General features: G+C 69.8%; 23 protein-coding genes. 4 read left to right on the top strand and 19 right to left on the bottom strand.

Annotated features, from left to right (window positions below; genetic code table 11):
* Positions 1–41: 41 nt before the first annotated feature.
* Positions 42–416 carry a DUF805 domain-containing protein gene (locus BLT25_RS10115; protein WP_218131295.1) on the bottom strand — a complete coding sequence of 125 codons (375 nt, stop codon included), beginning with the start codon at positions 414–416 and terminating at the stop codon, positions 42–44.
* A gap of 164 nt (positions 417–580) precedes the next feature.
* Entirely contained in the window at positions 581–2,422 is a 1,842-nt protein-coding gene (locus tag BLT25_RS10110) for a phosphoenolpyruvate carboxykinase (GTP) (RefSeq protein WP_091045083.1), read from the bottom strand.
* 332 nt (positions 2,423–2,754) lie between these two features.
* Here BLT25_RS10110 and BLT25_RS10105 point away from each other — a divergent pair, with 332 nt between their 5' ends.
* Positions 2,755–3,216: a hypothetical protein gene (locus BLT25_RS10105; protein WP_091045080.1), complete on the top strand. Its 462-nt coding sequence runs from the start codon at positions 2,755–2,757 to the stop codon at positions 3,214–3,216.
* A 50-nt stretch (positions 3,217–3,266) separates the two neighbouring features.
* Positions 3,267–4,427 carry a bifunctional glutamate N-acetyltransferase/amino-acid acetyltransferase ArgJ gene (argJ, locus tag BLT25_RS10100; protein WP_091045077.1) on the top strand — a complete coding sequence of 387 codons (1,161 nt, stop codon included), beginning with the start codon at positions 3,267–3,269 and terminating at the stop codon, positions 4,425–4,427.
* 100 nt (positions 4,428–4,527) lie between these two features.
* Here the strand turns inward: argJ and BLT25_RS10095 are convergent, their stop codons facing one another.
* The 12 genes from BLT25_RS10095 to BLT25_RS10040 form a co-directional block, all read right to left on the bottom strand.
* Positions 4,528–5,211, bottom strand: coding sequence for a sirohydrochlorin chelatase (locus BLT25_RS10095; RefSeq protein WP_091045074.1), 684 nt, complete (start codon positions 5,209–5,211; stop codon positions 4,528–4,530).
* A gap of 91 nt (positions 5,212–5,302) precedes the next feature.
* Positions 5,303–6,442, bottom strand: a complete 1,140-nt coding sequence (locus BLT25_RS10090) for a uroporphyrinogen-III synthase (RefSeq protein WP_091045071.1) — start codon at positions 6,440–6,442, stop codon at positions 5,303–5,305.
* Positions 6,443–6,575: 133 nt separating this feature from the next.
* Entirely contained in the window at positions 6,576–7,400 is an 825-nt protein-coding gene (locus BLT25_RS10085) for a hypothetical protein (RefSeq protein ID WP_091045068.1), read from the bottom strand.
* Complete coding sequence (locus tag BLT25_RS10080) at positions 7,397–7,960, bottom strand: RNA polymerase sigma factor (RefSeq protein WP_091045065.1); 564 nt, start codon at positions 7,958–7,960, stop codon at positions 7,397–7,399. Before BLT25_RS10080 ends, BLT25_RS10085 begins: the two co-directional genes overlap by 4 nt.
* A gap of 103 nt (positions 7,961–8,063) precedes the next feature.
* Positions 8,064–8,426: a nitrite reductase small subunit NirD gene (gene nirD, locus BLT25_RS10075; protein ID WP_091045062.1), complete on the bottom strand. Its 363-nt coding sequence runs from the start codon at positions 8,424–8,426 to the stop codon at positions 8,064–8,066.
* Positions 8,423–11,050: a nitrite reductase large subunit NirB gene (gene nirB / locus BLT25_RS10070; protein WP_091045061.1), complete on the bottom strand. Its 2,628-nt coding sequence runs from the start codon at positions 11,048–11,050 to the stop codon at positions 8,423–8,425. The genes nirD and nirB overlap by 4 nt, the downstream gene beginning before the upstream one ends.
* On the bottom strand, positions 11,050–12,558 hold the full coding sequence (locus BLT25_RS10065) for an FAD-dependent oxidoreductase (RefSeq protein WP_256328533.1): 1,509 nt from the start codon (positions 12,556–12,558) through the stop codon (positions 11,050–11,052). Before BLT25_RS10065 ends, nirB begins: the two co-directional genes overlap by 1 nt.
* A 53-nt stretch (positions 12,559–12,611) precedes the next feature.
* Positions 12,612–14,651 carry a molybdopterin oxidoreductase family protein gene (locus BLT25_RS10060; protein WP_091045055.1) on the bottom strand — a complete coding sequence of 680 codons (2,040 nt, stop codon included), beginning with the start codon at positions 14,649–14,651 and terminating at the stop codon, positions 12,612–12,614.
* A 324-nt stretch (positions 14,652–14,975) separates the two neighbouring features.
* Positions 14,976–15,713 (bottom strand): ABC transporter permease, encoded by a 738-nt coding sequence (locus BLT25_RS10055; protein WP_091045052.1) that lies wholly within the window; start codon positions 15,711–15,713, stop codon positions 14,976–14,978.
* On the bottom strand, positions 15,710–16,423 hold the full coding sequence (ccmA, locus tag BLT25_RS10050; protein WP_091045049.1) for a heme ABC exporter ATP-binding protein CcmA: 714 nt from the start codon (positions 16,421–16,423) through the stop codon (positions 15,710–15,712). The genes BLT25_RS10055 and ccmA overlap by 4 nt, the downstream gene beginning before the upstream one ends.
* Before the next feature lie 44 nt (positions 16,424–16,467).
* On the bottom strand, positions 16,468–17,064 hold the full coding sequence (locus tag BLT25_RS10045; RefSeq protein WP_091045046.1) for a TetR/AcrR family transcriptional regulator: 597 nt from the start codon (positions 17,062–17,064) through the stop codon (positions 16,468–16,470).
* A gap of 9 nt (positions 17,065–17,073) precedes the next feature.
* Positions 17,074–18,264 (bottom strand): heparan-alpha-glucosaminide N-acetyltransferase domain-containing protein, encoded by a 1,191-nt coding sequence (locus tag BLT25_RS10040; RefSeq protein WP_091045044.1) that lies wholly within the window; start codon positions 18,262–18,264, stop codon positions 17,074–17,076.
* 74 nt (positions 18,265–18,338) lie between these two features.
* On the opposite strand from BLT25_RS10040, the gene BLT25_RS10035 reads away from it, so the two are divergent.
* Positions 18,339–19,544, top strand: a complete 1,206-nt coding sequence (locus tag BLT25_RS10035) for an MFS transporter (protein ID WP_091045041.1) — start codon at positions 18,339–18,341, stop codon at positions 19,542–19,544.
* A 27-nt stretch (positions 19,545–19,571) separates the two neighbouring features.
* Here the strand turns inward: BLT25_RS10035 and BLT25_RS10030 are convergent, their stop codons facing one another.
* A complete protein-coding gene (locus BLT25_RS10030) occupies positions 19,572–20,342 on the bottom strand; it encodes a sugar phosphate isomerase/epimerase family protein (RefSeq protein WP_091045039.1) in 771 nt (256 codons plus the stop codon).
* A 10-nt stretch (positions 20,343–20,352) separates the two neighbouring features.
* Positions 20,353–21,309 carry a Ppx/GppA family phosphatase gene (locus tag BLT25_RS10025; protein WP_091045036.1) on the bottom strand — a complete coding sequence of 319 codons (957 nt, stop codon included), beginning with the start codon at positions 21,307–21,309 and terminating at the stop codon, positions 20,353–20,355.
* Positions 21,310–21,385: 76 nt separating this feature from the next.
* Between BLT25_RS10025 and BLT25_RS10020 the strand changes: the two genes are divergently transcribed.
* A complete protein-coding gene (locus tag BLT25_RS10020; RefSeq protein WP_091045033.1) occupies positions 21,386–21,970 on the top strand; it encodes a uracil-DNA glycosylase family protein in 585 nt (194 codons plus the stop codon).
* Here the strand turns inward: BLT25_RS10020 and BLT25_RS10015 are convergent.
* The 3 genes from BLT25_RS10015 to BLT25_RS10005 form a co-directional block, all read right to left on the bottom strand.
* Positions 21,954–23,213, bottom strand: coding sequence for an MFS transporter (locus BLT25_RS10015; RefSeq protein ID WP_091045031.1), 1,260 nt, complete (start codon positions 23,211–23,213; stop codon positions 21,954–21,956). The genes BLT25_RS10020 and BLT25_RS10015 overlap by 17 nt on opposite strands.
* A 160-nt stretch (positions 23,214–23,373) precedes the next feature.
* Positions 23,374–23,811, bottom strand: coding sequence for a YybH family protein (locus BLT25_RS10010; protein ID WP_091045030.1), 438 nt, complete (start codon positions 23,809–23,811; stop codon positions 23,374–23,376).
* Positions 23,808–24,398: an NADPH-dependent FMN reductase gene (locus BLT25_RS10005; protein WP_091045028.1), complete on the bottom strand. Its 591-nt coding sequence runs from the start codon at positions 24,396–24,398 to the stop codon at positions 23,808–23,810. Before BLT25_RS10005 ends, BLT25_RS10010 begins: the two co-directional genes overlap by 4 nt.
* Positions 24,399–24,473 lie beyond the last annotated feature (75 nt).

Here is a 24,473-nt window from a genome sequence, read left to right as displayed (position 1 = left end):
CGGGACAACCCCGAGAACAACTAGGGGAATCTTACGTCCGCTCATGCGGCCAGGTCGTACTTGACGCCCTCGGGGCTGGGGAAGGTCAACCAGAGCACCGCGAGGACGATGTCACCGATCACAGGTACGACCAGGATCAGCTGCCACCACCCGGAGCGGTTGATGTCGTGGAGCCGCCTCGCGCCGAGCGCGATGGTCGGCAGGAACGCCACCAGCCCGTAGAGACCGACCACGAGGCTCACCACCTCGTTTCGCGCCAGCACGAGGACGATGAGCATCAGAAGGTTCACGAGCATCGGCCAGAGCAGCTCGGTGCGGCTGGCGCGACCCGAGAATGTCGCGTACTTCTTCCAGAACCGCGCGTACGCCTCGGTGATCGAGGCCGCACGAAGCGGCTGGCTCAAGGGGATCGTCACGGGCAGGAACCTTAGGTGCGCGACATCGGCTACGTAAATGTCTGGCCGGGCATCTGTTCCAGATACGAGCAAAGTTCATCTTCCCGTAGGAAACGGACGCAGACGGAAACAACAGGGGCGGCGTACGGAAAGAATTCCGTACGCCGCCCCGACTGTGGTCTCGATCAGGCCTGAGCGGCCTCGTCGATGGCAGCAGCGACGCGCCTGTGCGCCTCCCAGATCTCCTCCGGCAGCTTGAACTGCTTGAGGTGCTCCTCGCGGAAGCCCATCTCCTGCTTCCAGCGAGCCAGGTCGAGGGAGAGGATCCGGTCGAGGTCGGCCTGCGGCAGGTCGAGGCCGCGCAGGTCGAGCTCGTCCTCGGTCGGGATGACGCCGACGGGGCTCTGCTGGCCCTTGACCTCACCCTTCTTGAACTGCAGCAGCCACAGCAGCGCGCGCACGTTCTCGCGGTAGCCGGGCCACAGGAAGTGACCGTCCTCGGAGTCGCGCTGGAACCAGTTGACGTGGGCGAAGACCGGCTTGTCGGTCGCCTCGCCGATGATCTTCAGCCAGTGGCGGGCGTAGTCGCCCTCCTCGTAGGCGAGGAACGGACGCATCGACATCGGGTCGTAGCGCAGCACGCCCTCGAGGCCGTCGGCCGCGGCGGTCGCCTCGGCACCCAGGGTGAGACCGTCGTAGACGCCCTCGGCGACATCGGTGATCGCGCGGATCAGCGGCTCGCGGTCACGGGTGCGGCCACCGAAGATGATCGCGTCGACCGGCACGCCGGCCGCGTCGTCGAAGTCGGGGGCTGCGTTGGGCACCTGCGAGATCGGCGTGGTGAAGCGGGAGTTGGGGTGGGCCCAGGGCTCGCCCAGCTCGTCGTCGATCCGGTCGGCGATGCGCTCGCCCTTCCAGTCGATCCAGCCGTCGAGGTCGTCCGGGTGGTGCTTGGTGAGCCCCTCCCACCAGACCTCCTGGGTCTTCTCGTTGTAGGCGACGTTGGTGAAGATCGCGCCCGAGCCCGGCAGGACCGCCTGAACGGCACCCGGGTTGGTCTTCTCGTTGGTGTCCTTGGCGACGCCGAAGACGCCGTTCTCCGGGTTGAAGGCGTAGAGCTTGCCGTCCTCGCCGACCCAGATCCAGGCGATGTCGTCGCCGTAGAAGGTGACCTCGTAACGCTCACCGAGGGCGTCGGGCGAGAGCGTCATCGAGAGGTTGGTCTTGCCGGAGGCGGACGGGAAGCCACCGACGACGTGGAACTCCTCGCCGCTCTCCTTGTCCTTGATGCCCAGCAGCAGGAACTGCTCGGCCAGGAACTTGCCGGAGGCGCGGCCGTCGTAGCAGGCCTGGCGCAGCCCGTGGGCGATCTTGCCCAGCAGCGCGTTGCCGCCGTAGGAGGAGCCGAAGTGGAGGATCGTACGCTGGTCGGCGACCGTCGCGAAGAGGCGCTGGTCCTTGTCGGTCCCCTGCCCGAGGTTGGGCAGGTCACCGGTCACGTGCACCGCACGGACGAAGGAGCTCGGGTCGGCGAGGTCGTTGATGTAGTCGATGCCGACGCGCGCCATCCGGATCATCTGCTGCACCACCGGACGGCTGTCGGTGAGCTCGACACCCGCGGCGTAGGCCTCGAGCGGCGAGCCGGCCGGAGCCATCAGGTAGGGGATGACGTACATCGTCTTGCCCGCCGAGGCGCCGGTCATCCGCTCGGTGAGCGTCTTGACGGTCTCGTCAGCAGGCTTCCAGTTGTTGTAGACGCCCTTGTCCTCCGGGTTGGAGGTGGCGACCACTGTGCGCTCCTCGGAGCGCGCGGTGTCCTTACGGTAGGAACGGCTGTAGTAGCGGCCGCCCGTGACCGGGAGAAGCTCACCCGCTGCGAGGGACTCCTGGAGGAGCCGCTCGTCGTCGGCTGCGCTGACAACCTCGATCTGCTCGGCTCCGGTCACCCCTGCCCAGTAGGAGACGTACTCCCGAACATGAGGATTCGTCAGCCCCGCCTCATCGAGGACCTTGTCCACGTCAACCATTCCGACACCCTTCAAAAGTTTCGCCGATTGCAGGCACGTTACCCCAGTTGAAGAGGCCTCCAACCGGGGTACCGTGCACCAGAGTGGGTCATCGATCACGGGCCTGGACAATTGATCGATCCAACTGCAGGCGATGTTCCGATAGCCGGTCCTGAGACCCTTGTGACCCCCATGTTTAAGTGAGAAACGCCTCATTTCGGTGAGCGGTCCGTAATGTGGATGTGACGCCGATGTCGCATCGTGACACGGATTACATCTAAGGTTTCGCGGGTGATCCCCCAACACACTGACGTTGAATTGTTTCAATTCCTGAGCGGTCCAGAGGTCGCCTGATGGACCTCATTCTCGGGACCTTCGCCGCCTCCTTCACCGGAGGGCTCTTCCCCGTCATCAACTTCGAGACCTACCTCGCGGTGGCTGCCTCGAACCTGACCTTCTCCGCCCTGGTGCTCGCCCTGGTGGCGGGAATCGGCCAGACCAGCTCCAAGGTCGTCTGGTACTACGCAGGTCACGGCACCACCTCCCTCCCCTTCGTCCGCAAGAAGATGGCGTGCGAGAAGTGGCAGCAGCGGATGGAGAAGTGGGAGCGACGTACACAGGGCCGACCCGCCTACGCGGGCGGGCTGCTCGCGGTGGCCGCGCTCAGCGGGCTCCCTCCGCTGGCGATCCTGGCCGTGGTCTACGGCACGCTCAAGGCCAACCTGATGCTCTTCGTCGCGATCACGTTCGTGGGCCGCGTACTCCGGTCCTGGATGATCCTCGAAGCCGCCGCGTTCGCGTGGGTGCGGACATAGGGCGCAGCCCGCTCCGACCCAGCCCGTCGAACACAGCCTAGGCTGTTCGCATGCCTCAACCAGCCGGATTCGTCGGAGTCACCGCCAACCTCGGTCTCAAGGAAGGCGCTGACGACTTCGCCGTCGTCGCCGCCCCCTCGGGCCCGGTCACGAGCGCAGCGGTCTTCACCCGATCCCGCTTCGCCGGCGCCTCGGTGCTGCTCTCCAGAGCCTCGGACCTCGCGGCGTTCCGGGGGATGGTGACCATCTCGAAGAACGCCAACGTGGCGACCGGCCCGACGGGCGAGGCCAACGCCCTGGAGGTACGCCGCCTGGCGGCCGAGGTCGTCGGCGTCCGCCCCGAGGAGCTGCTGGTCGCCTCGACGGGCGTGATCGGCGTGCAGTACCCGATGGAGGTGCTCACGCCCGCTCTCGAGAAGCTCGCCGGGACCGGTACCGACGCCGACTTCGACGCCGCCGCGGCGGCGATCATGACGACCGACACGATCGCCAAGATCGAGACCCGGACCGTCGGCTCCGGTGAGGACGCAGCGACGATCACCGGGATCGCGAAGGGCGTCGGGATGCTCGAGCCCGACATGGCCACGATGCTGACCTACTTCTTCACCGACGCCGCGGTGCCCGCCGCCGAGCTCGACGCGGTCTTCCGCCGGGTCGTCGACCGCACCTACAACGCGGTCTCGATCGACACCGACACCTCGACCTCCGACACCGCCGCGATCTTCGCCTCCGGAACGGCCGGCACCGTCGACCTGGGTGAGTTCGAGGCCGCTCTCTACGACGCCGCGCTCGCGCTGGTGAAGAAGATCGCCTCCGACGGGGAGGGCGCGTCCAAGCTGATCACGGTCTCGGTCAGCGGCGCCCGCGACGACGCCCAGGCCAAGCGGGTCGGCAAGGCCATCGTCAACTCGCCTCTGGTCAAGACCGCCGTCCACGGCGCCGACCCCAACTGGGGCCGCGTCGCCATGGCCATCGGCAAGCTCCACGAGGAGACCGACATCTCCCCCGAGCACGTACGCATCGCCTTCGGCGGCACCGAGACCTACCCGGTCCAGGTCTCGGCAAATCTATTGGCCGATTTGTCGACTTATCTGTCGGGGGACGAGGTCTCGATCGAGGTCGACCTCGGGATCGCGTCGGGCGCGTTCACGGTCTACGGCTGCGACCTCACCGACGGCTACATCCGCATCAACGCCGACTACACGACCTGAGCAAACCCCGCTGGTCGAGCCGCGAGGCCGCCTGCGGCTGAGCGTGTCGCTTCGCTCGGTCGCATAGCGGCTCCGGCGGCTCGACCAGCGTGGCAGTGGGTCAGCCGACCTTGGCGTCGTCAGTGTCGCGTGTGGCAAGGAGCGTCGCGGCGCGGCGTACGACCAGCTCGACCACGTCGGGGTGGGGGCCGATGACGTCGGCGACGACCTCGGCGCCGGCGGCTTCGGAGCGGCAGCGGACCAGGTCGGAGAAGAAGCCGGGCGCGAGCAGGTAGGGCGAGACGGCGTCGCCGGGGCGTACGACCTCGTCGAGGGCCGGGGCGCCGGAGCCGGAGACGGTGGCGACCCGGACCGGGCCGCCCCAGGCCTCGGCCAGCATCAGACCGGCCGCCGCGATGTCGGCACGGGCCGACGGGTCGTTGGAGCCGGCCGCAACCAGAACCACCGGATGACCAGGCGAGACACCCGCGGCGACCAGCCGCGAGACCTGCGCGGAGGCGAGGAGCGGATCCGGGCCGAGCGCGCGACCCATCGCCACCGGCAGCCCTTCGGCGGCCTGCGGCAGGTCGACCTTGATGTGGTAGCCGGTCGAGAGCAGCAGCGGGACCACGACCGACGGCTGGCCGTCGGCCAGGACGTCGGTCAGCAGCGGATCGCAGAGCTCGACGTACGCAGCCTTCGACTCCATCCCGAGCACCCGACCGGCGCGCTTGGCGATGATCGAGGCGACCGCGTTGCCGAGCAGCTGCCGGGTGCCATGCGCGACGACCACGAGCCGCGTCATCGCCGACCACTTCCCCGCACATGCACGGAAATCGCGCCGCCGGCCGTCGCACGGCTGGTCACTTCCCCGCACATGCGGGGTTCTGGCCGGCTCATTCCGCCACCGCCAGGCGGTAGCCGCGTTTGACCACCGTCTGGATCGTTTTCGTCCCCAGGGCTGAGCGGAGCCTTGCGACTGCCATCTCGACCGCGTGCTCGGATCCGGCGGTGCCGGAGGGGAGCATTGCGAGCAGGGCCTGCCGGGAGACGACGTTGCCGGGGTTGGCGACGAGCGCGCCCAGGACGGCGGCGGGGGCCGGGGAGAGCTTGACCTCGGCACCGTCGAGGATGACCGCGTCGTCGTGGAGCAGCAGCTGGTGGCCACCGGAGAGCTCGATGAGCAGCCCGGAACGCCGCAGCGGCAGCTCGGTCTCGAGCATCTTGACCATGGCGGCGGTGCGGGAGCGGTCGGGGACCATCGTCGGCACGCCCCACATCTCGAAGGCCGCCGCGGTCACCGGACCGACGCACGCCGCGACCACATCGGCCTGGAACGCCGCCACGACCTCGTCACGTAGCCCGACCGAACCGGCGGCCTGCATGAACGCGGCCACGGCGGGAGCGGAGGTGAAGGTGACCGCGTCCAGCTCGCCGTCGGACAACGCCTCGACCAGCCGGAACATCGGCTCGGGGTCCGCGGCCGACTCGACCCGGTAGACGACCACGTTGATGACCTCGGCGCCCTGGCGGGTCAGGGCGTGCACGACCATCGACAGCGACTGTCCGTGCTCCTGCACCACGATCCGCTTGCCGGTCAGGTCGCGTCCGCGCAGGTGCTCCAGGACGTCGTCGAACTCCTCCGACTCCGGCGCCCACAGCTCCCGCAGCCCGCGCCGCCGGATCGCACCCACCGACTTCGGGCCGCGTGCCAGGATCTCAGCGCCGCCGAGCGTCTCGAGGAGCCGGTCGAGCAGGCCCCACTCCTCCGCGGCGTCGAACCACGCACGGGTCCCGATACCGGTCGTGGCCAGGAACATGTCGATCTTCTGGCCGATGATCTGCTCGGTCACCGCACGCAGCGCACCGGCGTCGACCCGGTTGGGGTCGACCGAGAGCGCGGGGGCCCACACCACATGTGCTCCCCGCCTCTCGAGCAGGTTGATCTGCTCCTCGGCCTTCCGCGCCGCGGTCACGCCGACACGGAAGCCGCTCAGCGCGCCACTGTCCACATCGGCATCGTAGATCGCCTCCATGGTCCCACCGTGCGGCAGCCGGATTTCGGCGTACGTCTCCCGCCCGTTCGTCAGGGGAAACTTTCCCTCACGTGCTCACAGAACCTCGCTCACAGCGTGAGCCAACCACTTCGGGCTGCGGGCGCTCCTCGGGTCAGCCGGTGGCGGATCGCGTGGTGCCGTCACGGAGGGTCAGGGTGTAGGTCCACGCATCGGTGGTCCAGGCGTCGTCTTCGGGGTCGACCCGATCGCCTCCGGGAAACCAGGCGGCGAAGCGGCCGTTGGCGACCGACGCCTCCACGTCGAGACCGGCGGGCGTGTGCACGGTGACACCGACGACATCGCTGCCCACATAGCCTCCGGCCAGGCCCCAGAACTCGGGTTCGCTGAACCACCACCACGGCCGGGCGTTGTACGAGCTCACGATGCTGTCGAACTCGTCGATCCGATCGGGAGCCGGCTTCGGTGTCTCGTAGTCGACCACCCCGCCACCCCCCAAGAGGTGACCGACCGTGGCCGAACCGGTCTTCCCCACGACGTCGTTGAGCATCAGGCACGAGCCCTCCTCCTGCGGACCGGAGACAAGCACATAGGTCCAGCCACCGCGCCGCTCGGCGATCAGAACCCGGTCTGCCTCATCGGACAGTCCCATACGGTCACGACAGGTCGTGGCAGCGGCGGCGCCTTCGGTGGCGCTGAGCGGCTCCGGCCTGGGTGTCCATGACGCGAAGGCGGAGCTCCCACCGAGCAGCAGAGCCGGGAGGACGCCGGCCGCGGCGAGGCCAACCGGGATCAGAAGCAGTCGTCGTCGAGCAGGCCGTGTCGGCTCCGTCGGTACCGGGTCGTCGGTAGGAGTGGCGACGATGCGCGCGAACACGGTCTCGGCGTACTGACGCTCCGTCTCGGTGAGTTCTGCGGCTCTTGCCGGATCGAGGTCGCGCAGGGCAGTGCTGGTCAGGTCTGCGGGGTGCTTGCTCATCGCAGGCTCCTCTCGAGGTCAGGCTGGTCGTCCGGTAGGTCATCGCTCGTGGCGGCGAGGACGTGGCGCCGCAGCGCGCGCCGGGCACGGGAGAGCCGCAATCGGAAGGCGGTGGCCGAGATGCCCAGCACGACGGCAGCCTCCGGGGCGGAGAGCCCGTCGAGGACCGACAGCGCGATCGCTTCCTGGGAGGTGGCGCTCAGCAGTGGCCAGGCTGCCGCCAGGTCGATCCGATGGGCTACCAGGTCGGGATGGTCACCAGGGTCGGGCGGAGCCTCGGCGATCCGGACCGCGACGGCCGCGTGCCTCTCCTCGCGGCGTCGGGCGTTCTGGATGGTGTTCCTGGCAACGCCGAAGATCCAGGCGCGTGCCGCGGACAGGTCGGTCGGGAGATCATCGAGGCGACGCCAGGCGACCAGCATCGCTTCGCCGACGACATCCTCGGCTTGGGATGGATGAACGCGCCTGCGCACGAAGCGGAGCAGGTCGACGTACGTTGCCTCATAGATCTCCCGGAAGCGCTGCTCACGCTCCGGTGGAGACGTCGGTGGGGACTCCATGCCCTGCTCCTGTCCACAGGAGCGCAAGTGTGTCAGCCAGTGCGTGCCCAGATCGAGGAGATTGCGAACGGCGCCAACTCCCGGCCCGCGGGGTGTCGTCCACTCATCCCGTACCGTGTCGCCGGGCGCCGACCCGGATCTCTCCGTCGACGACCTCGACCTCGTAGGTCGCGACCGACACCGACGGATCGTCGAGGCACTGACCGCTCTCCAGCGAGAACGGCTGCTTGAGCAGCGGCGAGGCCACGAACGGCACCTCACCACGCGTTCCGAGGATCCCGCGGGCGAGGACCGAGGCGTGGCCGTACGGGTCGAAGTTCGACAACGCGAAGACCCGGTCGTCGAGGGTCCGGAAGACGGCGACGGCCTCCCCGCGCACCAGCGCGGCGATGCCCGTCTCCGGGTCGATGTCGTCGAGGCGGCAGACGGCGATGTAGGTCACGGTCTGGGTCTGGGTCTCGGTCATCGGGTCTCCTCGAGGGTGGGCATTCCGACAGGGATCGAGGCACCGAGCGAGACCGGGCCGACAGCTGCAGGCTCCTCGCCGACCTCCGGGACGATCTGGCCGCGGGTGGATCCGAAGGAGATGTTGGGGTCCGGGATGTCGGGGGCGTTGACGAACGAGACGAACCGGCGCAGCTTCTCCGGGTCCTCGAGCGTGGCCTTCCACTCGTCGAAGTACGTCTCGGTGTGGTGCGCCATCGCGGCCTCGAGCTCGGTGCCCAGGCCGAGGACGTCGTCGACCACGACCTCGCGCACCCGGTCCAGGCCACCGTCGAGGGAGTCGATCCAGGTCGAGGTGCGCTGGAGGCGGTCGGCGGTGCGTACGTAGTACATCAGGAAGCGGTCGAGGTAGCTGACCAGCTCCTCGGTGCTCAGGTCACCGGCGAGCAGCTGGGCGTGGGCCGGGATGGCGCCACCGTTGCCCCCGACGTACAGGTTCCAGCCCTTCTCGGTGGCGATGACGCCGAAGTCCTTGCCGCGGGCCTCCGCGCACTCGCGGGCGCAGCCGGAGACGCCACCCTTGAGCTTGTGCGGCGAGCGCAGCCCGCGGTAGCGGGTCTCCAGCATGATCGCAAGGCCGACGGAGTCCTGGACGCCGTAGCGACACCATGTCGAGCCGACGCAGGACTTCACGGTGCGCAGGGATTTCCCGTACGCGTGGCCGGACTCGAACCCGGCGTCGACCAGGCGCTTCCAGATCGCGGGCAGATCCTCCATCCGGGCACCGAACATGTCGATGCGCTGGCCGCCGGTGATCTTGGTGTAGAGCCCGAAGTCCTTGGCCACCTCACCGATCACGATCAGGCCCTCGGGCGTGATCTCGCCACCGGGGATGCGCGGGACGACCGAGTAGGAGCCGTTCTTCTGGAGGTTGGCCAGGTAGGCGTCGTTGGTGTCCTGGAGCTTGCGGTTCTCCTTGGCCAGGACGTGCCCGTTGAGCTGGCTGGCCAGGATCGACGCGACGGCAGGCTTGCACAGGTCGCAGCCGCGGCCGGTGCCGTGGGCCTCGATGATCTGGTCGAAGGTCTTGTAGCCGTGGATCAGGACCACGTCGAAGAGCTCGGCGCGGGTCATCGCGAAGTGCTCGCACAGGCTCGTGTCGACGGTCTTGCCCTGGGCGGTGAAGTAGTCCTCGACGATCTTCTTCACCTGCACCTTGCAGGACCCACAGGTCGAGCCGGCCTTGGTCTCCTTGGTGACCTCCGCCGCGCTCTCGCAGCCGTTGTCGACGGCCGCCTCGATGTCACCGCGGGTGACGTTGTTGCACGAGCAGATCTGCGCCTCGGGCGGAAGCTGAATGCCTCCCCCACCGCCACTGGACTGGGGGAGGATCAGCTCCTCCGGGTTCTCCGGAAGCGTCATGCCCGAGGCGACCATCGGGCGGAGCAGGCCGTACGCGCTCGCATCGCCGACGAGCACACCGCCGAGCAGGCGGGTGCCGTCCTCGCTGATCACCAGCTTCTTGTAGACACCGGCGACGGCGTCGGAGTAGGTCAGCTCCAGGCAGTCCGGGGTGGTGCCGTGCGCGTCGCCGAAGCTCGCCACGTCGACACCGAGCAGCTTCAGCTTCGTCGACATGTCAGCACCGGTGAAGGTGCCCTGGCCGCCCAGGAGGGCGTCGGCGACGACCTCGGCCATGTCGTAGCCGGGGGCCACCAGGCCGTACATCCTCCCGCCGGGCGCGGCGCACTCGCCGACCGCCCACACGTGCGGGTCGGAGGACCGGCACTGCTCGTCGACCAGCACGCCGCCGCGCTCGGCAAGGTCCAGGCCGGCGGCCCGGGCGAGCGCGTCGCGCGGCCGGATACCGGCCGAGAAGACGATCATGTCGACCGGCAGCGGCTCCTCGACATCCTTGAACCTCAGCGCGCTGACCTTGCCGTCGAGCACGCCACCCTCGTCCTCGTCGACGACCGAGATCTCGGCAACGGCGTCCGGCGAGATCGATTCCGTCATCACGCCGGTGTGAACGGTGAGGCCGAGATCGGTGATGTGCTTACCGAGCACGCGGCCGCCGGCCTCGTCGATCTGCACGGACATCAGCCGCGGGTTCATCTCGACGACGTGGGTCTTGACGCCGAGCTGGTGCAGCGCGTTGGCGGCCTCCAGACCGAGCAGACCGCCGCCGATCACGGCCCCGGCCTTCGCGGTCTTGGCGGCCTCGCGGATCGCCTCGAGGTCCTCGATGGTGCGGTAGACGAAGACGTTCCCGAGCTCCGAACCCGGCACCGGCGGCACGAACGGCGCCGCTCCGGTGGCGAGCACCAGCTCGTCGTACGCCATCTCCTCGCCGTCGGCCAGCATCACCGTCTGGGCGGCGATGTCGATCTCGACGACGCTCGTGCTGGTGCGCAGCGTGACCCGCGGGTCCTCGTAGACGCCGGAGGGGAGGAAGGAGAGTGCCTCGGCGCCGACCTCGAAGAAGCTGGTGAGGGCGACCCGGTCGTACGCCGGGCGCGGCTCCTCACCGAACACCACGATGTCGTGGGTCTCGGTGAGACCGCGCTCGATCGCGGCGGTCACGAAGCGGTGACCGACCATGCCGTGGCCGACGACGACGACCTTCTTGCGGAGGTGAGGGCTCATCACGTAGTTCCTTCCAGACTGAGCTGCGTTGCACTGAGCTGACTGCCACTGGGCCGGGTGGCCAGGAGCTGACGTACGGTCGGCGCGCAGCCACCGCAGCCGGTGGTGGCGCGGGTGGTCTCGCGTACGTCCTCGAGGGACCGGCACGCCCGGATCCGGCCGGCGCTGACACCGGCGCAGGCGCAGACCTCCGCGTCGTCGGGGAGCTCCGGACGCGGACTCTTGGAGGGCTCGGGCAGCAGCAGCTGCCCCGCCTCGTGCTCGCCGAGCACCGTCTGCCGGTCGAAGGCCTGGGTGATCAGGCCGACCCGGCTCAGGTCACCGACGAGGGCGCCGGCGACGATGCGGCCGTCGCGTACGACGAGCTTGCGGTGGGTGCCCTTGATCGGGTTCGCGATCTCGACGACCTCACCCGCCTCGTCCTCCGGGGAGCCGAGGACACAGACGTCGAGGTCGGTGGCGCGGAGCCGGGCGACGACGCGATGCCCCTGGTAGGCCGCCTCGTCGCCGGCGAGGACGTCGGCGAGGACGCCGGCCTGCTCCCAGGCCGGGGAGACGAAGCCGGTCACGTTGCCGTCGTGCTCGGCGCAGTCGCCGATCGCGTACACGTCCGGGTCGTCGACGCTGCGGAGCTGGTCGTCGACGACGATGCCGCGGTTGACGGTGAGCTCGGCGCGGCGGGCGAGGTTGGCGCGCGGCCGTCCGCCCGCGGTGAGCACCACCAGGTCGGTCTCGAGGGTGTAGCCGTTGTCGAGCTTGAGCCCCTCGTCGGTCAGCCTGGTCGCGCGGGCGCCGAGGTAGACCTGGGTGCCGAGCTTGGCCATCGACCGCTTGAGCACCTTGCCGGCCGACGCGTCGACCTGGCTGCTGAGCAGGTGGTCGCGGCCCTCGACGATCTCGGTCTCGATGCCGCGGACCGCCAGGGCGCGGGCGACCTGGAGACCGAGCAGACCGCCGCCGACGATCACCGCGCTGCGCGGGTGGTCGTGCAAGGTGTCGAGCAGGCGCGCGCAGTCGTCGAGACTGCGGAACGCCTGCACCCGCGGGTCCAGCGAGCCGTCCATCCGCACGACGCCGCGGATCGGCGGCAGGGTCGGGATGGCCCCCGTCGCCAGCACGACGGCGTCGTAGGGGACCGTCGTCCGGTCGGCGAGCTCGACCGTCTTGGTGTCCCGGTGGATGTCGACGACGAGGCTGTTCAGGCGGAGGTCGACTCCCCTGTCGGCGTACCACTGCTTCTCCCGCAGCGCGAGTGCCCCGGGACGGTGGGTGCCCTCGAGCACGGCGGAGAGAAGGATCCGGTTGTACGGAGCGTGCTGCTCCTCCGCGAGCACGGTCGTCTGCGGGCCGAGGCCACGCGCGACCAGCCCTTCGACGAGCCGCGCCGCCGCCATGCCGCCACCGATGATGACGATCTTCCCGCAGCTGGTCGAGCCGGATTCGCGAGGTACGAGCGAATCCGTGTCGAGACCAACACGGTTCGTGCGCGACTGTGTTGGTCTCGACACGCTCGCTTCGCGAGGGCCTGAACGAAGTGGCCCTCGACCGACGAAATCGGAACTCATGCGCTCACCGCCGCGGCGCAGACCTTGAACTCGGGCATCCGGCTCGACGGGTCAAGGGCATCGTTGGTGAGCTTGTTGGCGCCGACCCAGTGGAACGGCACGAAGACGGTGTCCGGGCGGATCGTGGTGACGATCCGCGCAGGCGCCTTCATCTCGCCGCGGGGGGTGCGTACGACCACCGGGTCGCCGTCGTGGGCGCCGACCCGGTCGGCCAGCAGCGGGTGGAGCTCGACGAACGCGCCGTCGTCGGGAAGGTCCTTGATCCGCCGGGTCTGGGCACCGGACTGGTACTGCGCGAGGACCCGGCCGGTGGTCAGGTGGAGCGGGTAGTCGGCGGTCGGCGCCTCGGCCGGGCCACGGTGGGCGACGTCGATGAAGCGGGCCCGGCCGTCGGCGTGGAAGAAGTCCTCGGCGAACATCCGCGGGGTGCCCTCGCTGCCCTCCGGGCAGGGCCAGAAGACGCCGTCCTCGTCGCGGATCCGGTCGTAGGTGATGCCGCTGTAGTCGGCCTTGCCGCCCTGCGAGGCCGCACGGAGCTCGTCGAAGATCGTGGCCGGGTCGGTCGGCCAGGTCGAGGCGGCACCGAGGCGGGTGGCGAGACCGGTGATGATGTCGAGGTCGTTCTTGACCCCGTCCGGGGCGCTGATCGCCTGGTTGCGCAGGATGACCCGGCCCTCGAGGTTGGTCATGGTGCCGGTCTCCTCGGCCCACTGGGTCACCGGGAGGACCACGTCCGCCAGCGCGGCGGTCTCGCTCATCACCATGTCGGCGACGACCAGCAGGTCGAGGTCTGCCAGTCGCGACGCGATGTGGGTGGCGTTGGGGGCGGAGACGACGATGTTGGAGCCGAACACGAGCAGGCTCTTGGGGCCCTTGGGGGTGCCGAGCGCGTCGAGCAGCTCGTAGGCGGAGCGGCCCTTGCCGGGGATGGACGCCGCGTCGACGCCCCAGACCTTGGCGACGTGCGCGCGGGCCGCCGGGTCGTCGATCATCCGGTAGCCCGGGAGCTGGTCGGCCTTCTGGCCGTGCTCGCGGCCACCCTGGCCGTTGCCCTGACCGGTCAGGCAGCCGTAGCCGGCGTACGCCTTCCCGGGCATGCCGAGCGCCAGCGCGACGTTGAGCCAGGCCAGGACGGTGGCGGTGCCCTGGGCGTGCTGCTCGGCACCGCGGGCGGTCAGGACCGTCACCTTCTCCGCGTTCGCCAGCAGGGCGGCGAGCTCGCGGACCTGGCTCGCCTCGACGCCGCTGACCCGCTCGACCATCTCCGGCCACCAGGCGGCCACGGAGCGGCGTACGTCCTCGAAGCCCGTGGTCCGCTCGGCGATGTAGTCCTCGTCGACCGCGCCGGCCGCGTCGAGCAGGTGCAGGACGCCGAGCGCGAGGGGCAGGTCGGTGCCGGGTACCGGCTGGAGGAAGAGGTCGGCGCGCTCACCGGTCGGGGTCAGCCTCGGGTCGATGACGACGACCTTGCCGCCGTTCTCGCGCAGCCGGTCGAGGTGGCGGGCCGCCGGCGGCATCGTCTCGGCGAGGTTGGAGCCGACGAGCACGCAGACGTCGGTCTGCTCGATGTCGGCCAGCGGGAACGGCAGGCCGCGGTCGACCCCGAAGGCCTGGTTGCCGGCCGACGCCGCCGAGGACATGCACCAGCGGCCGTTGTAGTCGATCTGGGAGGTGCCGAGGGCGACCCGGGCGAACTTCCCGAGCTGGTACGCCTTCTCGTTGGTCAGCCCGCCGCCACCGAAGACGGCGTTGGCGTCGGCGCCGTGCTCGTCCCGGAGGGCTTCGAGCCGAGAGGCGATCAGGTCGAGCGCCTCGTCCCACGTCGCCGCGCTCCACTCCCCCGTCACCCGGTCGCGCACCATCGGCGTCGTCAGCCGCTCGCGACTGCCGCGCAGCCCGGCCGCCGTCCACCCCTTGCGACACAGAGCACCCTCGTTCACTGGGAACGATCGCTCACTGACCTCCAGACGGGGCCCTTTGCGTGAAAGGGTCATCCCGCACTGCAAGCTGCAGTAAGGACAGTGGGTGTCGGTCACGCGTACTCACACCGTTTCGGGTCGGGGACTGGCGACCTCTACATTCCGGCGTCAACGTTTCACCCCGACCGGCTCCCCGTACCCCTTCCGTCAACTTCCTCTCACCACCTCACAACCCGATCCGGCCGAGGCGTCACCTACGTCGGCCGAGGCGTCGCTGCGGTCGGCCGACATGTCACCGCGCTGCCAAGTCGGCCAGCGCGAGCGACGCCTCGGCCGACGGGGCTGACGCCTCGGCCGACGGGGCTGACGCCTCGGCCGACGGGGCTGACGCCTCGGCCGACGGGGCTGACGCCTCGGCCGACGGGGCTGACGCCTCGGCAGTCAGGGAGTACGCCGCCGCAGCGTCGCCGAGCCGAGGGCGAGGCCGGCCACGACGAACCCGGCGACGACGGCCAGGTCGGTCCAGACCTCGCCGGTGTCGGTGGAGGTGACGAGGTGGGTCATCGCATCGACGGCGTAGGAGAGCGGGAGGACGTCGGAGATGGCCTCGAGGACCGTCGGCAGTGACTCGCGCGGTACGAGCAGGCCGCAGAGCAGGATCTGCGGGACGACGATCGCCGGCATGAACTGCACGGCCTGGAACTCGGTGGTGGCGAAGGCCGAGACGAGCAGGCCGAGCGCGGTACCGAGGACGGCGTCGACGATCGCGACGACCACGAGCAGGGCGACCGAGCCGCTGATCTCCAGCCCGAGCAGGCCCACGCTGACGCCGACCGCCACGCCGGACTGGACCGCGGCGAGCAGCCCGAAGGCCAGCGCATAGCCGAGCAGGAAGTCGCCCTTGCCCAGCGGCATCGCCAGCAGCCGTTCGAGCGTCCCCGACGAGCGTTCGCGCAGCGTGGTCACCGAGGTGACCAGGAACATCACGATGAACGGGAAGATCGCCAGCAGGGCCGGACCGATCCGGTCGAAGATCGGGACCGGCGACTCCTCGTACATCCACCACAGCAGCGTCATCAGCAGCGTCGGCAGGACAACCAGCATCACCAGGGTGCGATGGTCGCGCCGGATCTGGGCGAGCACCCGCCCGGCCACGGCCAGGGTTCGTCGAAGGCTCATCGTGCCGTTCCCCTCACCAGCGTCAGGAAGGCATGCTCGATGTCGTCGGCGCTCGCCTTCTGCTTGATCTCCGCCGGGCTGCCGTCGGCGAGGAAGGCACCGTCGCGCATCAGCAGCAGCCGGTCGCAGCGATCGGCCTCGTCCATCACATGGCTGGAGACGATGACCGCCGCACCCGCGGCGGCCAGGTCCCGGAAGGTGCCCCACAACTGCTCGCGGAGCACCGGGTCGAGCCCGACCGTCGGCTCGTCGAGCACCAGCAGGTCCGGCGACCCGAGCAATGCGGCGGCGAGCCCGACCCGCGAGCGCTGGCCACCGGAGAGATCGCGTACGACCTGGTCCTTGTGGTCGACGAGGTCGACAGTCTCGATGGCTTCGGAGACCGACGACATCGGCGCGCCGAGCACCCGGGTGAAGAACCTCAGGTTCTCGGCGACCGTCAGGTCGTCGTAGACGCTGGCCGCCTGCGTGACGTAGCCGATCCGCGGGCGCAGCGCCGCCGAGCCCGCCGGCAGACCGAGGACGGTGAGAGAGCCGGTGACCTTCGCCTGTACGCCGACCAGGGCCCGCATCAGCGTCGTCTTGCCGCACCCTGACGGCCCGAGCAAGCCGGTGACCTCACCTGCCCGGATCGAGAAGTCGAGGCCGTGGAGCACCTCTTTCTTCCCGCGCACGACTCGGAGACCGGATGCCTCCACCACGTTATTCATCACATGATGAAATGTGGCACGGCGGGGCACAGCACGCAAGAGGACTACGGCAAAGGCCCGGTCAGATAGCCCTGGACCACCGGCGCGTACGTGGCCACCAGCGTGTCCACCGGAGCCGACGCGAGCGGCTCGATCCGGGCCACGTAGCGCAGCGCGACGAGCCCGACCAGCTGCGAGGCCACCAACGTGATCCGCCGCTCGGGTTCATCGAGCTCGAGTGCCTCGCCGACCGGCGCCAGGATCAGCCGGCCGAAGGCATCCGGCACCAGCGCCTTCCCCTCCGGTTCGAAAGCGCTGCGCATCAACGCCATCAACGGGAGCCGGGACTCCTCGTCGTCCCAGATGCTCAGGAGCATGCGTATGAGCCGCTCCCCCACCTCGTCGCGGCCACCAGCGGCGATCACGGGAACGACGTCTCGTGGATCGACCCGCAGCTCCAGCGAGGCGACGAAGAGGTCCTCCTTGGTACCGAAGTAGTGGTGCACCAGAGCGGAGTCGACACCGGCGGCGGTCGCGATCCCGCGGACGGAGGTCGCGGCGTACCCCTGCTGCGCGAAGCGCTGCCGCGCCACCGCCAGGATCGCCGCCCGCGTGTCCGGCGAACCGGGTCTGCGCCCTCGCCGCGGTGCCGTGGTGCTCATGGAAGCACGCTAACCCGACGACGACAGCTCGGGGCGGGGCTCCGTCCTCCGCAGCCAGGCCGCGGGGCGCCCGACGAGCCATTCGAGCGGCCCCGATCGACCCCACGCGGTGACGAGCGCGCCGATCCCCATCACGACCAGCACATGGAAGACGTACGTGTCGGGCGTCTCCCGCGGCCAGACGGCATCGGTCTTCATCACCACATGCAGCGTGTAGAGGGTGAGGGTCATCGTGCCGGCGCCGAACAGCACCGCCATCCCGGTGCGCCACCGGTCCGGCAGCCGCAGCGCGATCATCTGGCACGCCCCGATGACGAACATCGAGCTGCCGATCGTCTGCGCGAGGTCGAACGGCGTGGTCGAGTGCGGCGCCACGACCAGCAGCCACTGCCAGCCACCGTCGACCGGCGTCTGCCCGTAGAGACCGTGGCTCATCGCGGTCAGCGCACCGTCGATGTCCAGCCCGGGATAGGTACGCAGCAGCACCTCGGCCACCGACGGCAGCCGGACCAGTCTGTCCGAGAGCCAGGTGGCCGAGACGGAGATGATGACGCCGCCGGTCCAGAGCATCGTGACCACGAGCCGGTTGCGTAGGTCGAGCCGGCCGATGGCCATCCCGATCAGCACGTACGCCAGCCACGGGACGGCCGGGTAGTAGCCGGTGAAGAGCAGCTCGGCGAGCAGCCGACCCGGCTCCAGCAGCTGGGCCGGATCCGGGCTGGAGAACTGCCGCGCCGGCAGCAAAGGCCGGACGACCTGCGACAACAGCGGCCCGACGACGATCCACACCACACCGAGCAGCCACAACCACCGCGCACGCAGCCCGAGGAACGGGATCGCGAGCAGGAACAGCATCCCGTAGTAGGTCAGGATGATCGCGATGTTGGTGCCGAGCGACCCGAGCACCAGCCCGAGCGCGCCGATCAGCACGGCCCGCGCGACCAGTCCCAGCGACCGGCTCGCGAGCACCTGCCCCCGCACAGGCTCCTGACGCCCGGTCATCAGCGCCAGGCTGACCCCGGCGAGCACCGCGAAGAGCGCCGCGGACCGGCCCCCGGCGACGGCCTGGATCCTGGTCAGCTCCCCGGACGCGTCGACCGGGTCGAGCACGTGCGTCGCCATCATCCCCAGCAACGCCAGGCACCGCGCCACGTCGACGCCGACGAGGCGCGTCGAGAGTCGATCGGAGAGCGCGGACATCGCCCCCAGAGTAGAGATATCTCACGTACGCCGTGGCTTCACCCACCCACAACACCTGCTTTACCGTGAGAACGATGTCCGTCGATGCCTCCCTGACCCGCCCCTGGGTCGGGCACGATGCCGGGAGCAGCGGCTACCGCCGGATCCTGATCGGCCTCTTCGCCGCCGGGATCGCGACCTTCGGGCAGATGTACTCCACCCAGGGCATCCTGCCGACCGTCGCGCACGCGCTCGAGGTCAACGAGGCCTCCGCCGCGCTCACCGTCTCCACCGCGACCCTCGGCCTCGCGGTCAGCGTCCTCGGCTGGTCGTGGGTCGCCGACCGCATCGGCCGGGCGCCGGCGATGAAGATCGCGCTCTCGATCTCCCTCGTCCTCGGCCTGCTCACCCCGCTCGCCCCCGGCTTCACCACGCTCCTCGTCCTGCGCAGCCTCGAAGGTCTCGCGCTCGGCGGCGTTCCCGCCCTCGCGGTCGCCTATCTGGCCGAGGAGATCCACGTACGCCACGTCAGCCTCGCCGCTGCCATCTACATCTCCGGCACCACCGTCGGCGGTCTCCTCGGCCGGGTCATCACCGGCCCGTTCGCCGACCTCGGCGGCTGGCGCCTGGGCGTCACCGCCGGCGGTGTCCTCTCGGCGATCGCCGCGGTCATCGCGATCACCCTGATCCCGCGCGCGCAGGGCTGGGTCCGACCGGCCGGCAGGCCGACGACGTCGGTACGCGAGGGGGTGCTGGCCAACCTCCGCGACCCGGGCATGCTCGTCCTCTACGGGCAGGCAGCGCTGCTGATGGGCGGGTTCGTGGCGACGTACAACTATCTGGGGTTCCGCCTCGAGCGCGAGCCCTTCGGGCTGCCGGTGGCGATCTCGAGCCAGATCTTCTTCGCCTATCTCGGTGGCACCGTCTCCTCGTCGGTCGCGGGCCGCCTGGCCGCCACCCACGGGCGGCGAAAGGTCATGCTGACCTGCGTCGTCATCACGATCGTCGGCGTCGTGATGACCTTCCCCGACAACCTCGCGATGGTCCTGACCGGCCTCGTCGTCCTCACCACCGGCTTCTTCGGTGCCCACGGCGTCGCGTCGGGGTGGGTCGGCGCCCGCGCGAAGGTCGGCAAGGCCCAGGCCAGCGCCCTCTACAACCTCTTCTACTACGGCGGCTCGAGCCTCTTCGGCTGGCTGCTGGGCTATGCGTACGTCGTCGGCTGGTGGGGCGTCGCCACCGCGGTCCTCCTCCTCGCCCTGACCTCGCTCACCTGGTCCTGGCTCGCCGCCCGCGACTGAGCCGCCGCCGCTGGTCGAGGCGTGGCATCAGGACTGGAAGTGCTTGCGCGCGAACTCGAGCGACTCGCGGAGGTCGGCGACGCGCTCCTCACGGGAGTGGGCGCGGCGGGTGCTGATCTCCAGCACGATCTCGCCGTCGAAGCCGGAGGCGGCGAGATGGCGCAGGAAGCGGTCGGCGCCCATGTGGCCGCGGCCGGGGACGAGATGCTCGTCCTTGGCCGAGCCGGTGCCATCGGTGAGGTGGATGTGCCGCAGCCGCGGGCCGAGCCGCTTCGCCATCTCGATCACGTCGTCGCCGGCGATCGCGGCGTGGGAGAGATCGATGGTGGTGTTGGCGTACTCCTCGGTCGAGGGGTCCCAGTGGGGCAGGTACATCGGCGTCGAGCGCTTGGCCGCCCGCCACGGGTACATGTTCTCGACCGCGAACCGCAGACCGGTCGTGCGCTCCAGGGTGGCGATCCCCTCCACGAACCCGGCCGCGTACTCGCGCTGCCAGCGGAACGGCGGATGTACGACCACCACCCCTGCACCGACCTCGGTGGCCATCTCGGCCGACCGCTCGAGCTTCCCCCAAGGCTCGAAGCCCCACACCTGTTGGGTGAACAGCAGCGTCGGCGCGTGGATCGCGACGATCGGCAGGCCGTGGTGCTCGGCGAGCTGCTTGACCGCATGGGTCTGCTGCGACAGCGCGTCGATGCCGACCATGATCTCGACCCCGTCGTAGCCCACCTCCGCGGCGTACGCGAAGGCGTGGGCGGTCGACTCGGGAAAGGTAGAGGACGTCGACAGCGAGATCATCGCGGGCCTCCTAGTCGGACCTTCCAGGATTGGAACTGCCGATGAAGGACAGGTGGTCGAGACGGTCGAGGATCAGGCCCTCACGCAGCGCCCACGGGCAGATCTCGAACGCAGGCAGATCGAAGATGTCGAGGCACGCCTCGGCGACCAGCGCACCGGGCACGATCTGATGGGCCCGTGACGGACTGACCCCGGGCAGCTCGGAGAGCTCCTCGAGCGACATCTCCAGCAGCTTCGGGATCCACTCGCGCAGCTCGGCCAAGGGCAGCTGGCGGCGCACCCGCAGACCCTCGCCGCTCGGCGCGGCTCCGCAGATGCGTGCCAGCGAGCGGAACGTCTTCGAGGTCGCCACCGCCATGTCCGGCTTGCCGTCGCGCAGTATCTTGCCCGCGTCCTCGGCGATCGAGGCGCGGATCGTCCTACGCAGCTCCCGCATCTCCTCCTCCGTCGGACGGTCACCGAAGTAGCTGCGCGCGAGCCGGCCGGCTCCCAGCGGCAGCGACCAGGCGACGTACGGCTGCTCGTCGAGACCGGCCGCGATCTCCAGCGAACCGCCGCCGATGTCGAAGACGGCGAGCCGTCCGGCGGACCAGCCGAACCAGCGGCGTACGGCCAGGAAGGTCAGCCGCGCCTCGTCGTCGCCGGGCAGGACCTCGATCTCGACCCCGGTCTCGGCATGTACGCGGTCGAGCACCTGCTGCGAGTTGCCGGCATCGCGTACCGCCGAGGTCGCGAACGCCAACATCTCCGAGACGCCCTTCTCCTCCGCGACCGCCACCGATTCGCGGGTGAAGGCCGTCAGCGCCTCGATCCCGGCCTCGGTCACATCTCCGGCCTCGTCGAGGTGCTCAGCCAGCCGCAACGGCTGCTTGAAGGAGTACGCCGGCAACGGGGCCGCCCCGCCGTGGGCGTCGACCACGAGCAGGTGTCCCGTGTTCGATCCGATGTCGAGTACTCCCAAACGCATGGGTTCGACTTTAGTGGCTCGCCGTCCCCCACGCGGAACTCCTCTCCCAGCAAGAGATACGCAGGAGGATGACGTCATGAAGGAACTCGACCGGATCCGCCGGGAGATCGCAGCCCATCCGAGCAACGCGTGGGCCGTCGAGGCCGGATACGAGCCGCTCTACGTGGCTCATCCGGACGCCCGGTGCCTGATCATCGGTCAGGCGCCGGGCATCAAGGCTCAGCAGAGCGGGATTCCCTGGAACGACGCGAGCGGGCAGCGCCTCGTCGAGTGGCTCGGCGTCGACGAGGCCACCTTCCGCGACCCGGCGGCCTTCGCGATCCTGCCGATGGACTTCTACTACCCCGGCAAGGGCGCGACCGGCGACCTGCCGCCGCGACCCGACTTCGCGCCGAGGTGGCACCCTCGCCTGCTGTCGCTGATGCCACAGGTCAGTCTCAGCCTGGTCGTCGGCGACTACGCGCAGCGTCACTACCTCGGCGGGAAGAGCTCGCTGACCGAGCGCGTACGCGGCTTCCGCGACTATCTGCCGGATCGGTTCCCGCTCGTCCACCCCTCACCGCTGAACTTCCGCTGGCAGTCCCGCAACCCGTGGTTCGTCACCGACGTCCTGCCCGCGCTGAAGCGACGGGTCGCTGAAGCGCTCAGCGGCCGGCCGTAGCCGTGGCGCGCTCGGGACTGGCTGTGACGGGCGCGGAGTGCTCTCCGATCCGGGCGTTGACGACCCCGGCGACGACGACCACGAGCGCGGCGACGGCCGGCAGGACGAGCGCCGCCTCGGTGCCCCAGCGCTCCGCGACGTTCCCGGTGATCGCGGAGGCCAGCGACTGGCCGAGGATCACCGCGGAGCCGAGCATGGTCATCACGGTGGCGGACCGGCCGACCGGGCTGCGACGGGCACCGAGGCCGTACTGGGTGACCAGGGTCGGCCCGATCCCGAGGCCGACGACGAGCAGCGCGAGCACCATCCCGGTCACCGAGGACACCCCGGGCAGCGCCAGCGCGCCGACGAGCATGACCCCGCCGAAGACCAGCCAGCGCGCGGCCGAGGTGAAGCCCGCCGGGAAGAGGGCGACGCCGAGCGCCAGCGCGGCCGACCCGACGCCCATCGCGGCGTAGACCAGGCCCGCCTCCTCGGGACGCCCGTGGTCGCCCATGAACGCGGTCAGCGAGGTGAGCATCGAGCCGAAGAAGAGGCCGACGCCGAGGATGCCGACCACGATGACGACCACACCCGGACGGGCGAGCTCTCGCACGGAGCCTGCAGCCGGCGTACGTCCGGCAGCGGCCTGCGCCGACTCGGCGCTGGGGTGGAGCGCGAAGGCGGAGACGAAGACGAGGGTGAGGGCGGCCGCGGCGACGACCGGGGCCCACGGGTCGATCGCGACGGCGAGGACGCCCGCGACGACCGGGCCGACGATGAAGACGATCTCGTCGGCCGCCGACTCGTAGGCCATCGTCGAGTCGAGCACCCGGACGCGGCGTGCCGGCGCGATGCACGCCGAGATGATCGCCACCAGCCGGGACCGCGACAGCGGCGCGATCTGAGGCGCGGTCGCACCGACCAGGAACGCCACCGCGAGCACGGCCGCGTCCGGCAGCGGGCTGTAGACCACCCAGGCCATCGCGCCCAGCGCCGCGCTGCTGGCGACGCTGATCACTAGCAGCACACGGCGCTGGCCGAACCGGTCGACGGCGGCACCGAGAAGCGGGCCGCACGTCGCGGCGCCGATCCCGACCATCGCCGAGTTCAGACCCCCGAGCGCCAGCGAGTCGCGGCCCGCGACGACCAGCGTCAGCACGCCGACGACCATCATCGCGTACGGCATCCGCGCGACCAGCGCGAGCGGGAAGTACGTCCCTCCGACGGCGCGCACCAGACTCTGCTCGCGCTGCTCTGACATCTCTTTCGACCTCCCGCTGCGAACCGCGGCTCTGTGCCGCCTTGGTCCGCCGGCGGGGCCAGCGCGAGGTGATACACGATGGATACGAAGCAGTCGCTTCGCACCTACAAGAGTACGCCGCCGGCCCCGCCCGTCCGGAATCCCCGAGACGTCATCTCCGTCACGGTTCGAGGTCTGTCACCCCGGTGCCGCTGAGGATGTCGAACGGCACCGAGACCTGGTCGTGGACGATCCTCCAGATGCCGTCGATCCGGCGCAGCCCGTAGGTGACCCGGACCCACATCCCGGTCGTCGCGACCCCGTTCTTCATGGTTCCGCTGAGCCGGCCGAAGGCGTACCCGAACGCCACGTCCCCACCGATGGTGAGGGTCAGGTCCCGGAGCTCGTAGTCCACCTTCTCGAAGACCTCGAAGACCCTCGCCCAGTTCGCGAGCTTCGCGTCGATCCCGACGTGCTGGAGCGGCGGCTCGACGTCGAAGGAGACCACGTCGGGGGCGTACGGCTCCCGGAGGACGTCGAGATCCTTGGTGCGCAGCCCCTCGATGACCTTCCCGATCTGCTGCCGGATCGCGGCCTCCTCCGCGGCGACCGCGCTCATGACCGACCTGCCTCGGCGCCGACGAGGGTGTCCTCGCGCAGCGGCGCGAGCACAGTGCTCCACGAGACGACCTGGTCGAGCGTGGCGGTCAGCGCGACTGCGTGCCGGTCGCCGGGCACGAAGGTGGTGTGGTTCTCGAAGTCGGTGAACAGCGAGAGCTCCACCGGACGGCTCACATCGGCCATGCCCAGCGTGCCGCACACCGTACGCAGCTGGGCGACCGCGCGAGCGCCGCCGCTGACCCCGTACGAGACGAACCCGACCGCCTTGTTCGTCCACTCCGCGCAGGCGTGGTCGATGGCGTTCTTCAGGACCCCGGGCATGCCGCCGTTGTACTCCGGAGTGACGATCACGAACCCGTCGAACGGGGCGATCCGCTCGGCCCAGTCGCGGGTGTGCTGGTTGGCCGAGGGCCCGAACATCGGCGGCACGGCCTCGTCCAGGTGCGGGAGCGGATGGTCGCGCAGATCGATGAGCTCGAAGGTCGCGTCGTCACGGCGGGAGGCGAGGTCATGGACCCAGTGGGCGACCTGCGAGCCGTTGCGGTTGGGACGGGTGCTGCCGAGGATGATGCCGATCTTGATCATGTTCCGGAGTCCTTTGTAGCTGTCGTGGGTCTGTCGCCCCTCCGACGAAGCAGGCGTACGGAATGTCAGGCGGGT

It is taken from the genome of Nocardioides sp. YR527 (genome assembly GCF_900101045.1).
Taxonomy (GTDB): Bacteria; Actinomycetota; Actinomycetes; order Propionibacteriales; family Nocardioidaceae; genus Nocardioides.
Note: the sequence above shows the minus strand (reverse complement) of the source record. Positions and strands in the feature narration are given on the sequence as shown.

Excerpts from the sequence above, each read along its gene's own strand:
- BLT25_RS10040 (WP_091045044.1), bottom strand. The coding sequence starts at position 18,264 with ATGTCCGCGCTCTCCGATCGACTCTCGACGCGCCTCGTCGGCGTCGAC.
- BLT25_RS10110 (WP_091045083.1), bottom strand. The coding sequence starts at position 2,422 with ATGGTTGACGTGGACAAGGTCCTCGATGAGGCGGGGCTGACGAATCCT.
- argJ (WP_091045077.1), top strand. The coding sequence starts at position 3,267 with ATGCCTCAACCAGCCGGATTCGTCGGAGTCACCGCCAACCTCGGTCTC.
- BLT25_RS10030 (WP_091045039.1), bottom strand. The coding sequence starts at position 20,342 with ATGATCTCGCTGTCGACGTCCTCTACCTTTCCCGAGTCGACCGCCCAC.
- BLT25_RS10085 (WP_091045068.1), bottom strand. The coding sequence starts at position 7,400 with ATGAGCAAGCACCCCGCAGACCTGACCAGCACTGCCCTGCGCGACCTC.
- BLT25_RS10095 (WP_091045074.1), bottom strand. The coding sequence starts at position 5,211 with ATGACGCGGCTCGTGGTCGTCGCGCATGGCACCCGGCAGCTGCTCGGC.
- BLT25_RS10025 (WP_091045036.1), bottom strand. The coding sequence starts at position 21,309 with ATGCGTTTGGGAGTACTCGACATCGGATCGAACACGGGACACCTGCTC.
- BLT25_RS10015 (WP_091045031.1), bottom strand. The coding sequence starts at position 23,213 with ATGTCAGAGCAGCGCGAGCAGAGTCTGGTGCGCGCCGTCGGAGGGACG.
- ccmA (WP_091045049.1), bottom strand. The coding sequence starts at position 16,423 with ATGAATAACGTGGTGGAGGCATCCGGTCTCCGAGTCGTGCGCGGGAAG.
- BLT25_RS10035 (WP_091045041.1), top strand. The coding sequence starts at position 18,339 with ATGTCCGTCGATGCCTCCCTGACCCGCCCCTGGGTCGGGCACGATGCC.
- BLT25_RS10010 (WP_091045030.1), bottom strand. The coding sequence starts at position 23,811 with ATGAGCGCGGTCGCCGCGGAGGAGGCCGCGATCCGGCAGCAGATCGGG.
- BLT25_RS10055 (WP_091045052.1), bottom strand. The coding sequence starts at position 15,713 with ATGAGCCTTCGACGAACCCTGGCCGTGGCCGGGCGGGTGCTCGCCCAG.
- BLT25_RS10090 (WP_091045071.1), bottom strand. The coding sequence starts at position 6,442 with ATGGAGGCGATCTACGATGCCGATGTGGACAGTGGCGCGCTGAGCGGC.
- BLT25_RS10080 (WP_091045065.1), bottom strand. The coding sequence starts at position 7,960 with ATGGAGTCCCCACCGACGTCTCCACCGGAGCGTGAGCAGCGCTTCCGG.
- nirB (WP_091045061.1), bottom strand. The coding sequence starts at position 11,050 with ATGAGCCCTCACCTCCGCAAGAAGGTCGTCGTCGTCGGCCACGGCATG.
- BLT25_RS10020 (WP_091045033.1), top strand. The coding sequence starts at position 21,386 with ATGAAGGAACTCGACCGGATCCGCCGGGAGATCGCAGCCCATCCGAGC.
- BLT25_RS10045 (WP_091045046.1), bottom strand. The coding sequence starts at position 17,064 with ATGAGCACCACGGCACCGCGGCGAGGGCGCAGACCCGGTTCGCCGGAC.
- nirD (WP_091045062.1), bottom strand. The coding sequence starts at position 8,426 with ATGACCGAGACCCAGACCCAGACCGTGACCTACATCGCCGTCTGCCGC.
- BLT25_RS10105 (WP_091045080.1), top strand. The coding sequence starts at position 2,755 with ATGGACCTCATTCTCGGGACCTTCGCCGCCTCCTTCACCGGAGGGCTC.
- BLT25_RS10005 (WP_091045028.1), bottom strand. The coding sequence starts at position 24,398 with ATGATCAAGATCGGCATCATCCTCGGCAGCACCCGTCCCAACCGCAAC.